Raw genomic sequence first — 12465 nt, 5'->3', positions numbered from 1 at the left:
CGGGTTCCCTTTTGGATATATGCTAGCGACTGGCTGTCGGTCAACGTCTCCAGCTCAGGGTCTCTTGGGATAATGTCAAAGCTAATGTCGAGAGTTGAGTCAAAGATATAGGGGAACCTATTATTGATTGGATAGCTAAGCGATTGAATAATACTATGAACATCTATCTTTGGATCTTTCAAGCATTGTGTTAGCGTAATCTCTCCAGGAGAAAGGCCAAAACTTCTTGTCAAGTCTCCCTGAGAATCAAAATCAACAGCTAAGACTCTTTTTCCCTTTGCTGCAAGTGCTGCTGCCAAGTTGATGACAGTCGTTGTCTTGCCTACGCCTCCTTTGTTATTGTACACACATATAGTCAAGGCACGCTCATAGTTTTCTAGCTTGTTTCGCAAATCACGTACTATGGTCTCAATGTTATCTGGATTAATGGATAAGTTTGCTGTAGCAGGGTGGACGACTTTTCCATGCTTCCTCCAGATCTGGATGTAACTCGCGTTTGTGATTATTCCCCACTTTGCAGACTTAGAGCGCTCTCTAGATAGGTATCCTTTTACTTGATCTACTGCTTCTTCGTAAGTGGAAGAGCCTTCACTGAGGTCATATGTTCTAGATTTGACTTCTAAAAAAAGATATGGATTTTTCTGGGAGTTATAAAAAATATCCGTAGCTTCCGTATTCTTCCGTGCTGCAAAGTCTACCTTTCCACAGCCTGTCTCAAATTGAGGTCTAATCTCTAGATCGTCAAAGCCCAGCTCGTAGAGGAGAGGGTTGGCAAAATACTGGACAATAACTTGCTCAGTTTTTTCGCTAGGAGATATTTTCTCAAGTTTCTCCCGAAGAGAGTTAGCACTGGCCATAGGACGACAAAGGTAAACAAAAAACTGACACTTAGAACTTCTCGAAGTGTGAAACTGGGGTAATCCCTTGGTAGATTGAAAGCTTGCCCTCAGCATAGCAGTTGCTTGGCTCGTTCTGACAGTGCCTGAGCTGTCAGGCCGTTGTAGTCCATCAATTCGGCGGGGGTGGCGGTGGTTTCCCCGCGTTTCCAAGCGAAGAAATCCCGCGGGCCGGCATAGCGCAACATCAAGGGTTCGAGCATCAGGCTAGATCCGCCTGTTACCCCAATGAGGGCCTCGCCGGCAAACCAAGCGGCAAACTCCTGGTCGGACATGAATTCCCCATCTGGCTGAGCACAGGTGGACCAAGCCACGTCGCCGGGGCGATACAGACGGCGGGGGTTAATCACCGAGACGATTTTGCAGCCGATCCCTTGGGCTTGGAGCTGCTCAGCCGCCTCGAACACGGGCAGGAGAATCATATCCCCCACCACGGCAAAGACCACGGTGCGGGATCCAGGAAGTTCCTGAAGGACGATGCAGCCCTGCTCTACTGCTTGGCGGGCTTGTTCGAGGGTGGTGCGGATGGGCAGGGGGGTTTTGCTGGCGATGATAGGGATCCCTTTGTTGCAGGTGGATAGGGCCCATTCGTAGGCAGCTTGGGCACAGTTGGCATCCGGCGGGAAGAGGGGAAAGATGTTGCCGTTGCGCATCATGGCCGCCAGGTAGGCTTCAATTTCCGGGCGTTGGTGGGTCCAGCCGTTGCGCCCCTGTTCCAGAGCGCCGGCAGTGAAGAGGGCAATGGCCGAGGGGGTGGGCCGGCGCAGCTCCGCCATGGCTTGGGTTACTGTCTGCCAGATGGGTAGGCCGTTGACGGCAAAGGACTCGTAGGAGCACCACAGGGAGCGTCCGCCGAAGAGCGCCAGGCCCGCCGTCAGTCCTGCGCAGGCATCTTCGCTCAGGGGCTCATAGACTTGTCCTTGGGGCTGTTGGTTGTAGAGGGGATCCACCGTGGGGTGAATCACCTTGAGACCTTGGTTCACATTGGCGATGCCGGAAGCTTCGTTGCCGTCGGCATTGGCCACCAAAAAGTCGGGATCTTTCTGCCCCACCTGCACCACCAGGGATCCGATGGCCGTGGTGGAAACCTGCTTGTCCCCCAGGGGAAACTCCGTTAGGTTTAGGGATCCCAGAGGTGGAAGGGGCCGAACGAACTCTGTAACCGCCACTTTGGCGGCTGGCCCCCCGGCGGCCCGCTCGCAGTTCTGTCGCACCAGGGCCCAAGCTGCCGGATGTAAGGCCCGCGCCCGCAGAGCCGCCACAATGTCCGGGTGATCCAGGGTGTGGTGGCCGTAGAGGTTGTGGGACTTGGATCCCTTGGCATGTACCCCAGCCCCCTTCAGTTGCTTGAGGATGAAAACCGTTAATTGTCCGCTCAGGGCTGATTGGATGGCTCGCTCCATTTCGATCAGCACCCTCTGGGCAAAGGCAATGCGGGCTTCCAGGGAAAACTGGGTGCTATCGACATAGGGGCCGGGCTGCTGGGCATCGTCGAAGTCTTTGGCGTCCACCAGAATCACTTTCTCAAAGCCGTTGCCCCGCCAATACTCGGCCATCTGGGCGTTGCTGGCGGTGGAGATCATGCTGTGGTGCTCTTGGCTGTAGCCGTTCCAGACCAGCACCGGCAGGAAGTTGGTGCGCTGCGGGAAAGCCGTGTGGAAGTGAATCATGGAGCTCATCACATAGGGCTCTCCCAGGCCGCCATCCCCAATCGTGACCGGGAAGAGGCGATCCGGGTAGAGTAATGCCCCCGCCATGGCAAAGTGCTGCCCCTGCCCCAGCGGCCCAGCCGGCGCCAGCAGTCCGGGAATGTAGCCAGAGAGGTGACCCAACAGCCCTTCCCGCTCTCGAAAACGGGCCCGCAGGTCGGCGACGGTGTGGATGCCCATCTCGGCCAGGGATCCATCCAAAAACATGGCCGCGTAAAAGCCCGGCGCGTGGTGCCCAACTTCGGTGGGGATGTTCTTCTGGCCCAGGTACACCAGAGCGGCATAGGCTTCTGCTTGGCTGGCAAATCCCCCTGGGTGGCCTGAGGCTTTGCTAGCGGTCATTTGCAGGGTGAGGTAGCGCAAGGCATCGGCATAGAGCAAGGTTTGGTAGGCGGCCATACGACTGCCGGGATCCCTCAGTTTCCCGGTGCCGGCATCCACTGCAGGGGCCTGGCCCAGGCGGTCGAATTCCGGCCAGGGATCCCCGAAGTACTGGATCCCTTCGCAAAAGGCGGGGACTTGGGCAGTTGCCTCCTGAGCCAGTGTCATCGGTTCAGCCTCACGCTTGTTGGGTTATTCACACTCACTGTAAACCCGATAACGCTTTTTGGATGTTCTGAGCAGAACTCGTCCAGCCGACGATGCCCCCTTGCGCCCGGATCATCTCCAGGGTGGCTTGCTTGAACTCTGGGAAGTAGCTGGCGGTGCAATCTTCCACCAGCAGGCACTCATAGCCGCGGTCATTGGCCTCGCGCATTGTGGTTTGCACGCAGACTTCTGTGGTTACTCCGCTGAACAGCAGGTGGGTGATGCCGCGCTTTTGCAAGATTGCTTGCAGCTCGGTGGCGTAGAAAGCCCCCTTGCCGGGTTTGGGGATGACGATCTCTCCCGCAAGCGGAGCAAGCTCAGGGATGATGGTGTTGCCCGGCTCTCCGCGAATCAAAATCCGCCCCATAGGGCCTTCGTCCCCAATGGTCAGGGATCCCTTGCCGCGTTTGCGCTTGCTGGGCGGGCAATCGGAGAGATCTGGCTGATGACCCTCTAGGGTGTGAATGATGGTTAGGCCCTTCTGACGACAAAAGTCCAGCAGCCCCTTCAGGGTGGACACAATGGATCCCAGTTGGGTGACATCGTTGCCCAACATTTCCCCAAAGCCGCCCGGCTCCAGGAAATCTCGCTGCATATCGATGATCACCAGGGCCAACTGAGACAGGCCGGGAACTTCATACTCGTAGGGCAAGGCCGGGATCCGAAACATAGAGACCCCCAGTTGGGATCAATGCTGGGGCGGGGATCCTGCCTCGGCCAGGCCGATTTCCCTCAACCGCTGGGCCAAGTATTCTCCGGCAGTCAGGGAAGGGAACCGAGGGATCCCGCCGGTGCGGGCCACACAAGTCGGCAAGGGCGTGAGATCCACCTCTGGCCGCGGATGCACAAAGAAGGGAATGGAAAAGCGGCATTCTTGAGGGTTGTCGGGGTTGGTCACCCGATGGGTGGTGCTGCGCAGCAGGCCATTGGTGAGGTTTTGCAGCATATCCCCGGCATCGACAATGATCTGACCGGGCAGAGCCGAAATGGGCAGCCAAGATCCATCTCGTTGCAGAAGTTCTAGCCCTGGCGCGGTGGCTTCACACAAGAGCGTGATCAAGTTGATGTCTTCATGGGCTGCAGCTCGTAAACTCTGGGGAGGGGCTTCAGCGGGAAGGGGCGGATAATGAATCACCCGCAAGAGATTGGCTCCTCCTTCCGCCGCTTTGGGCAGGTATTCGGCAGGCTCCCCCAGATACAGAGAGATCGCTTGCAACAGTCCCTGGGCACAGGTTTCCAGTTGGGCGAACAGCTCTACCATCACCCTGCGAAATTGGGGCACCTCCCGAGGCCAGATGTTGGCAGGAAGGTGGGGATCCCCTTCGCGCCCGATGTGCCAAAACTCTTTCATGTCAGGATAGGGATGATCTTTAGCGTGTTCTTTGCCAAAGGGGGTGTACCCTCGTTGCCCCAGCAGCGCCGGATCCTCATAGGCTCTCTTGGTTGGCTCTGGCAAAAGAAAAACGGCTTCTGCGGCTTCATAGGCTTCCCGGATCAATTCCGGCGATAGGCCATGGTTGACCAAGGCAAAAAAGCCAATCTGTTGCAGCGCTTCCCCCACCTGGCGGACAAACTGCTCCCGCTCACCTGCCGTTCCGTTTTGAAAGGCGGCAAAATCGACAACCGGCAGGGTCTGGCGTTGGGGAGTGGTTGCCATGGCAGAAGTCGTCTCTGGCGAAGAGTCAACGCTATTTCTAGGCAGCGGGCTTGGTGTCCTATGCTATCCTTCCTAAGAAGCCAAGGGGAGAGTTCTGAATCGAAGACGGTCTGTTCGGGGCCCATCTGCGATATCTAGAGTCTAAAGCCGCTCGGCTATTCACCTTCCCACAAGATGTAGGTAAAACCCTGCCAAACCTCTGTTGCCTTTGCCTGGAGATTGCACCTTAGTAGTGATTAGTAGTGACCTGTGCCCTTTTCGGGAAGGCTGTGATAGAGTCGATAAAAGCAAAGTTATGACTGAGTTTTCCCCAAGAGCAGTTTGAGCCCTGGGTAGGCGAAATGGAGGGAGTTGTTCTGTTGTTGCAGTGGCTTAACTTGGTAAGGCAGGGCAGGCTACTTCTTCCCTCTTTAGCCGATTAAAGTTTTTGTGAAGTTAGGGATTAAGTTGGGGTCTCTGTTGCTTGTCAGCTATAACCGCGCCTAGAATTGCCGAGGACTGATGTTTTCGGAGATAGTTTGCAGACACTGTTGATGTTGCTTTCCTTTTGCCTACTCTCAATCTGTTGACCTTTCGAGACCGACTGCTCTATGACAGACACTCATCCCTGTGCCCCCTGTATTGTGAATACGGGAACTTTGGTGAACAAGCGGGATATTTACCGACTCCTATCCGATTTGGCCCGTGTTCGCTACTTCGATATCGTCGATGGCTCAGTGCGGAAGCAAGGGGAAGGCTGCGTGGTGGATGTTTTTCAGGATCCCACTGCTGCCACACTGGTGGTAAACCGTAGCCTCTACTTAAATGTGAACAGCTTTGACTATGCCTGTCTGCGGGATCCCGCTTCCGAAGAAGAGATTGCCAACCTGGGCAAGGAGCAGCCGGGCGTGGTTATCGACTTGGTTCAGGACGGACGTATTCTGCGCTTGGTTCCCCTGGTGGAGCCGCGTTCGGATCCCGAGGAGCTCTTGGGGGATAACCAGGCGCTGCGGGCAGCGGTGGATGTTTTGGCTGCGGGCTGGGGCATAGAAGAGGAAAACTCTTCCGACTCCTCAGATTGAGAGATCCTGACCTGAAAATATAGACCTCCAAACCCATCTCTTCCTGGCCTTGAAGTTGACCGGTGCGGTGTGACGCAAATCATGCTCGGGAGGATGGTTGCAGCCGGTATGATCCACTTGGGTCATGGGGCTTTTTGGGAGGTGGTGTGAATTCAAGGCAGCGACTGCTTTTGGGCAGAGTGTGGGGCCTGCGCCTGCTTGGATCCCTGGTGGCTGTGCTTCTGGTACTGGCGCTCAAGGCCTGCGGGGGAAGTGGTGGCTCCTCTTCTGTGAGTGTCATTCCCACTCCCATTCCAACCGTCATTCCCACTTCTACTCCAACTGTCGTTCTCACCCCTACTCCGACTGTCGTTCCTACCTCTTTGCCCTCGCCAACGACTGCGCCTGCTTCCCAGTTCACCATTGACGTTCGCTTTCCCGACAACAGTCTCACCCCCACCCAGCAGTCGATCGTCCGCAATGCCGCTCTGCGCTGGCAACAGATCATCGTTGGTGACCAGCCGGATCTGCCCCCCACCACCATTCGGGCCGACGAATGCGATCGAGGGTTTCCCAGCACGCCACTCAATTTCCCCATCGACGATCTGTTGGTGGAGGTGCGGGCCAGAAACCTCGGCGACGAGCGAATTTTGGGGGGAGCTGCTCCCTGTTTTGTACGGGCCTCTAATGGTCTGCCTTTTTACTCCGTAGTTCTGTTCAACAGTCAAAATCTATCTGCCCTGGAAGAACGAGGGGATCTGCCCATTACTGCCCTGCACGAGTTGGGCCATGCCTTGGGCTTCTTGCCCATCGTCTGGGATCCCAAGGGGCTAACGGTGGGCTTGGTGGGACGGGATCAGCCTACGCCCCCTGGCTATGATCCCCGCTTTATCGGCCCCAGGGCGGTCAGCGCCTTCGCCACGCTGGGAGGAAACGCGCCCTCTGTTCCTTTAGAAAACGAGTTTGGGGAGGGATCCCGAGATTCCCATTGGCGGGAGAGCGTCTTGGGCCGCGAGCTGATGACCAGCCGCATCGACCGGGGGGTAGCCAACCCCTTGAGCATTCTCACGGTGGGAGCAATGGCAGATATCGGCTATGAGGTGAATCCAGCAGCGGCGGATGGCTTTGCTTTGGGGCGCAGTAGAGGGATCCCTCAGCCTTTGGAACTGCAGGAGCTGGAGTTGACCCTACCCCTACAGCGATTTGACGCCGAGGGCAGGCGGGTGGGGGATCCCCAGGCCTAAGAAAAGGAGTATATCTACTCATGGCCAAGAGGCTACCTTTTAACAATAATGAAGGTCGAGTTGTATAACTTCACAACATCGACATAGCATCGACAAGTTCTCAACATCGACAAGTTCTCACCTCATCTCTTTGCAATTAGCTATGGGTATCCTCAAGAAGCTTTTCGGCGGCCTGTTCTCCTTCTTCGGCATTCTCTTCGGCGGCTTGGTGGATTTTGTTACCGGGCCTTTTCGTTCTGCACCAGCTTCTCCCAGCTCTGCTCCTGCGGCTACAGCAACTGCTCCTGCCAACAAGCCCAAGGTGGTGGTGGAGAAGCCTTTTGTGCCCAATGAGATCTCGGCTCCGCGTCCTAACCGTCGCCCTGGCCCGGCTTTGGATGTGTTCCGGGCTATGGTTCAGGAGATCCCTTCGGCGCGGGCTTAGTCTGCCCATCTTCGGGAGCAGCTCGTAAGATGGAGGTGACACCGCTGGAGACTGCTCTCTATGTCCGATCTCTCTTTCTCAGAACAAGAACGGCTGAAACAGCTTGAGCGTGAACTGGAGCAAGCGGCGGCGGCCTCTGGGGATCCAGGAACATCCGTTGCGTCTCAGGGGAAAAGTGCCGTCCGAGCTTGGGTTGAGACTTGGGGGCGTCCACTGGTGACGGTCTTCGCCATTCTGGGCTGTATTCTTCTGGTCGGGCTGTTCTTCCGGGTTTTCGGCACCGTTCTCAGGTGGGCAGTGGTGGCGGGGCTGGGCTATCTGCTCTATGCCTGGGTGGTGGCACCGCGGCTGGGCCTTCCCACCGGAGCTAAGTCGAAGCCAGAGGACAGCAATCTCGACAGCTTTTGATGCCTAGGGATCCCTGGCGAGCCTATGTTTACTTGGCGGCGGCCATCTTGGGCTGGGCCACGGCTGCCAGCGCTTTTAAGTTTGGGTTGCGGTACCTGTCGCCGACGGTTCTGCTGATTTTTTCGGCCTTTAGCTCTTGCCTGATCCTGGGGATCGTTTTGGTGGTTACAGGGCGGGCGAGGTTGATCGGCAGGCAGAAGGGATCCCAAGTCCGCCTATCGGCTCTTCAGGGGCTGCTCAACCCCCTTGGCTACTATGGGGTGTTGTTCCAGGCTTATGACCGTCTGTCGGCTCAGGCGGCGATGGCTCTGAATTACACTTGGCCGCTGGTGCTGGCTCTTCTGGCGGTGCCGCTGTTGGGAGAGCGCTTTCGCTGGCGGCTGGTGTTGGCCTTGGGGGTGAGCCTGCTGGGAGTGGTGCTGGTGGCTACGGGGGGATCCTGGGGCACCTTGCAGGTGGAGGATCCCTGGGGGGTGCTGCTGGCGGTGGGCAGCTCTGGACTCTGGGCGCTCTACTGGCTGCTCAATGTGCGGGATGGGCGAGATGCGGTGCTGAAACTATTCATGGGGTTTCTCTTTGGCAGCCTCTACGGTCTGCTGCTGCTGCCGTTGCAGGAGGTCTCTTGGACAGTTGCGGGGCTGGGTTGGGCGGCTTACATTGGTCTGGCGGAGATGGGCCTGACTTTTGTATTTTGGCTGCGGGCTCTGGAGTTGGCGGGCCATCGGGGATCCCTGGCCAACTGGGTGTATGTGACGCCTTTTTTGTCGTTGGGGTTGATTGCGGTGCTGTTGGGCGAGACGATTGCGCTGGGATCTGTGGTGGGCCTGGGCTTGATCTTGGCGAGTAACCTGTGGGGATCCCATAGGGAAAAGCCCCCCGCGGATCCTGTTCTGTCCTGAGGCGGTTGCGTTCGCGCCAGCGGGACGGAGTCCTATCGCGTTAGCGGGACGGAGTCCTATCGCGTTAGCGGTGCAGAGCACAATGAATCCCGTTCCTCTGTATGTGGCGGCAACAGCTCACGGGTTTGGGCACGTTACCCGTCTGGCGGCGGTCGTGAATGCTTTGCTGCGGCGGGATCCCCATGTTCTGCCCATCTTGGTCACGCCGGCACCCCGCTGGCTCCTGGAGCGCTATGTAGAGGGGAAGTTTCTCCATCGACCGCGGGCGTTGGATGTGGGGGTGGTGCAGCCGGATGGGCTACAGGCCGATCTGCCGACTACGTTGGCCGCCCTCAAGGCGTTCAAAGCCAGCGCTGCGGAGCTTATTCGGGAAGAAGCGGATTTCATTCGAGCCCAGGGGGTGCCTTTGGTGTTGGCGGATGTGCCGCCCATTGCTGTAGCCATTGCCCAGGCTGCCGGGATCCCCTGCTGGATGGCCAGTAATTTTGGCTGGGATTTCATCTATCAGGAGTATGGCCCGGAGTTTCAACCGTTTGTGGCCTGGGTTCGGGAGCTCTATGGGCAATGTGACCTTCTGTTTCGCCTGCCCTTTAGCGAGAGCATGGTCGCGTCAGCGGTGCGGAGCACTAGCGCCTTCCCGCATCAGCGGGAGGTGGGGCTGACGGGATCGGATCCCCGCTACCCACCAGAAGAGGTCGCCGCCCAGTTGGGGTTACACCCGGAGCAACCCAGGGCTTTGTTTACCTTTGGCGGGCTGGGGGTGCAGGGGTTTCCTTACGAGCGGCTCCAAGATTTTCCCGACTGGCAGTTTCTCACGTTTGATTGGGAGGCTCCCCCCTTGCCCAACTTGCGGGTTTTGGATGGGCGGGTGTGGCGACCGGTGGATGTGATGCCCCTCTGCCGCTGGGTGGTGTCCAAGCCGGGCTATGGCACTTTGGCGGAGGCCCTGCGCAGCCGCACACCTATGGCCTGTGTTACCCGCTCTGGGTTTGCTGAGTCACCGTTGCTGGTTGAGGGTTTGCGGCGCTATGGCTGGCATCGCATTCTCTCGCCAGAGGAGTTTTTTCAAGGATCCTGGGACTTTTTGCGGGATCCCGCCCACCCGCCCCAGAGGCCGGATGGGTTGGATCTCCAGGGGAATGAAACCCTGGCTGCGGCCTTAGAGGCATTCCTGCGGGGGAGGGATCGCGGGTAGGATAGGGGGCAGCTTTCTGCAGCGGATCCCTTCACGGTAGCGGTGTGGAGCCCTATGGCCAGCAGCTCGTTCGGGTCAGCGGTGCGGAGCACTGCGGAATCTTTGCGGCAACTGTACGAAGAACTGCCCTACCCCAATGTTTCCATTGAGGCCTCGGGCCGCAACGCCATTGACGGGTTGTACCGCCTAAGTTTGACCACCGCCCAATACGCCCGCACCCGCGCCATTGTGCCCAGCGAAGGCGCTCTCATTTTGAATGCTGGCTGCGGCTCGGGCTGGGAAACGTTGATCCTGGCGGAGGCCAATCCAGGGGCGCGGCTGGTGGTGTGCGACCTGTCAGCAGAATCGGTACGGGTGACGGAGCGACGCTTGCGCTACCACGGCTTCGGGGAGGTGGAGCTCCATGTTCTCAACCTATTGGACATCGAACAGTTGGGGCTGGAATTTGATTTCATCAGCCTCAACGATGTGCTCTATCTGCTGGACAATCCGGTGGCGGGGCTAAAAGCCCTCAAGCGGGTTCTCAAACCTGACGGGATCCTGCGGGCCAACCTGCACCACGCCTACCAGCGGGAGGTGATCTTTCGCCTACAAGAGGCGTTTCGGCTGCTGGGGCTGTTTGATCTACCCACTCCTGAGGCCTGTCAGCGGGTACGGGAATTCATGGCCAGTTTGGCCTCGGACGAAATGCGGGCAGCCCTGCGCTGGAACCCTGAGATCTACAAAGACGACACCAACATCCGGGCCAACTACCTCTTGCCAGGAGACAAGGGCTTCCTGATCCCCGACCTGATGCGCATGCTCGAGGAAGCTGAGCTGGGCCTGGTTTGTCTGGTGGACTATGCCGACTGGGATCCGGCGCTTTTGTTCAAGGAGAGGGCCATGCCCCCCTGGTTGCAAGCTGAGTTGGACAAGCTCTCGCCTGCGGATCAAAATCACTTTTATGAGCTGATCTACCCCAACCATCGCCTCATTGACTTTTGGGCGGAACACCCCGGCTCTTCCTTGGTCTTGCCCTGGAGCGACGCCGATTGGCTGGGGGGCAGGGTGCAGCTTAACCCCATCCTGACCGACAACGTCGAATTTCGCCAAAACTTCGCCAAAGCCTACGAGAAGAAGCTGGAGTTTGCCATGAATTGGCCGGGGGCTAGCTATGGACGCCTAACCATTCCAGCTCCTCAGATGGCCTGGCTGGGATCCCTGTTGCAGGGGCCAACGCCGGTGAAGGCCATGATTGAGCAGGCAGCTCAGGTCAACACGTTAGAGCCGGAAGCGGCCCAGGAGGAGGTGCTCACCTACCTGGCAGGGCTGGAGTCGTTTTTGTTTGTGATGTTGGATCCTGCACCCGTTCCAGGAGAAGGAGTTTTTCCAATCGCTTGAGATCCCCGAGCCTTTCTCCCAAGGGTAGAGGGAAGCCAATGGGCCGGTTCACGGCAACTTGGAACGACTATTGAGGGATTGAGGCTCTGCCGGGCTGCAAGAACGGTCTTGGGCAGATGTCAGATGGGAAGAGATCCCTCTCTAGCGATCCACCAGGCGCAGCTCGAAGGTGAGGATGTTGGCGGCCAAAATCTCCAAAGCCCCGCCCTCGATAAGGTCGCGAGTGAGGGCAGCTCCGGAGCCACTTTGTTGGATCAATTCGCGGCTGCGGCGCACCGTCTCTTGTCGCTGGGGATCATCCACAACCACCTGCCGCTGATTGGACAGGCTGAGGCGATAGAAGTTGGGCAAATCTCCCCGGGTGGCATCAATGGCCAGATTGGTCTCTTCGGGGGCCACACGGAAGGGGGCGCGAGCGGTGAGCAGAGCCACCTGAATATCTTGATCCCGCCCATCGAGACCCTGCAGCTCGGAGATATCGATCTGGAAGTTGAGGGTATCGCGGTCGCGGGTGAGGCGATTGACCCGTACCTGGTTAAAGCCGACCGCAAACTCTCGTTCCGGCTCTCCAAACCGCTGGATGGTGGCCTGCAAGACCGACTCTTCGTTGAGGGGGGTAACCCGAATGAGGTAATCCCAGTCCCGCACAAAGGTGTACTCGTTGGGCCCCACACGGACGTTGGGATCCACCAAGTTGGCGGTGGGACCGGGGCTACCGGCCCGGCTGAGGGCCACCACGTACCAGTAGTTGGGGCTGATGGGCAAACCCAGGGTCATGCGTACTTCCAACACAGGCCGGGCCCAAGCTGCAACAGCCGTGAGAGCTGTTATGGCCATGGCCCCGAAGCAACTCCACAGCCAGCGCTGGGGAGGAAAATTAAGCTGCGGCGGGCGAGAGCAAGTGATGGCTGTAGTTCTCATTCAAGCCTTTTCAAGGGCAGTTGCCTGTCTGATACATTCACGCTGAACTCTCCTGAACATGGTTCAGGAAAGAAGCGATCGCATCCTGCCTATCTCTGAGCAGG

At 57.9% G+C, this 12465-nt stretch carries 12 protein-coding genes; 7 read left to right on the top strand and 5 right to left on the bottom strand.

The window, feature by feature from the left end; all coding sequences use genetic code 11:
- From NW849_RS11680 to NW849_RS11665, 4 genes are all read right to left on the bottom strand, one after another.
- On the bottom strand, positions 1–857 hold an 857-nt coding region (locus tag NW849_RS11680; RefSeq protein WP_414357776.1), incomplete at its 3' end, for an AAA family ATPase.
- Positions 858–946: 89 nt separating this feature from the next.
- Positions 947–3154: a phosphoketolase gene (locus NW849_RS11675; protein WP_414357775.1), complete on the bottom strand. Its 2208-nt coding sequence runs from the start codon at positions 3152–3154 to the stop codon at positions 947–949.
- Positions 3155–3188: 34 nt separating this feature from the next.
- Positions 3189–3863, bottom strand: a complete 675-nt coding sequence (locus NW849_RS11670; RefSeq protein WP_414357774.1) for a cysteine hydrolase family protein — start codon at positions 3861–3863, stop codon at positions 3189–3191.
- An 18-nt stretch (positions 3864–3881) separates the two neighbouring features.
- Entirely contained in the window at positions 3882–4850 is a 969-nt protein-coding gene (locus tag NW849_RS11665; RefSeq protein ID WP_414357773.1) for an isopenicillin N synthase family dioxygenase, read from the bottom strand.
- Positions 4851–5440: 590 nt separating this feature from the next.
- Here NW849_RS11665 and NW849_RS11660 point away from each other — a divergent pair.
- From NW849_RS11660 to NW849_RS11630, 7 genes are all read left to right on the top strand, one after another.
- On the top strand, positions 5441–5911 hold the full coding sequence (locus NW849_RS11660) for a hypothetical protein (RefSeq protein ID WP_414331929.1): 471 nt from the start codon (positions 5441–5443) through the stop codon (positions 5909–5911).
- Positions 5912–6057: 146 nt separating this feature from the next.
- The gene (locus NW849_RS11655) at positions 6058–7134 is read left to right on the top strand and encodes a leishmanolysin-related zinc metalloendopeptidase (protein ID WP_414357772.1); all 1077 of its coding nucleotides are present in this window, start codon (positions 6058–6060) and stop codon (positions 7132–7134) included.
- A gap of 142 nt (positions 7135–7276) precedes the next feature.
- Complete coding sequence (locus NW849_RS11650) at positions 7277–7558, top strand: hypothetical protein (RefSeq protein WP_011432432.1); 282 nt, start codon at positions 7277–7279, stop codon at positions 7556–7558.
- Positions 7559–7618: 60 nt separating this feature from the next.
- On the top strand, positions 7619–7966 hold the full coding sequence (locus NW849_RS11645) for a hypothetical protein (RefSeq protein WP_414331950.1): 348 nt from the start codon (positions 7619–7621) through the stop codon (positions 7964–7966).
- Entirely contained in the window at positions 7966–8865 is a 900-nt protein-coding gene (locus tag NW849_RS11640) for a DMT family transporter (RefSeq protein WP_414357771.1), read from the top strand. The genes NW849_RS11645 and NW849_RS11640 overlap by 1 nt, the downstream gene beginning before the upstream one ends.
- A gap of 82 nt (positions 8866–8947) precedes the next feature.
- Positions 8948–10060, top strand: coding sequence for a glycosyl transferase (locus tag NW849_RS11635; protein ID WP_414357770.1), 1113 nt, complete (start codon positions 8948–8950; stop codon positions 10058–10060).
- Between the two features lie 54 nt (positions 10061–10114).
- The gene (locus NW849_RS11630) at positions 10115–11440 is read left to right on the top strand and encodes a class I SAM-dependent methyltransferase (RefSeq protein WP_414357769.1); all 1326 of its coding nucleotides are present in this window, start codon (positions 10115–10117) and stop codon (positions 11438–11440) included.
- Positions 11441–11581: 141 nt separating this feature from the next.
- On the opposite strand, the gene NW849_RS11625 is transcribed toward NW849_RS11630, so the two are convergent.
- Positions 11582–12277, bottom strand: coding sequence for a hypothetical protein (locus NW849_RS11625; RefSeq protein WP_414357768.1), 696 nt, complete (start codon positions 12275–12277; stop codon positions 11582–11584).
- Positions 12278–12465 lie beyond the last annotated feature (188 nt).

It is taken from the genome of Synechococcus sp. R55.3 (assembly GCF_047461975.1).
Lineage (GTDB): Bacteria > Cyanobacteriota > Cyanobacteriia > Thermostichales > Thermostichaceae > Thermostichus.
The sequence above is the reverse complement of the archived record's forward strand: the minus strand, read 5'-3'. Positions and strand labels throughout refer to the sequence as shown.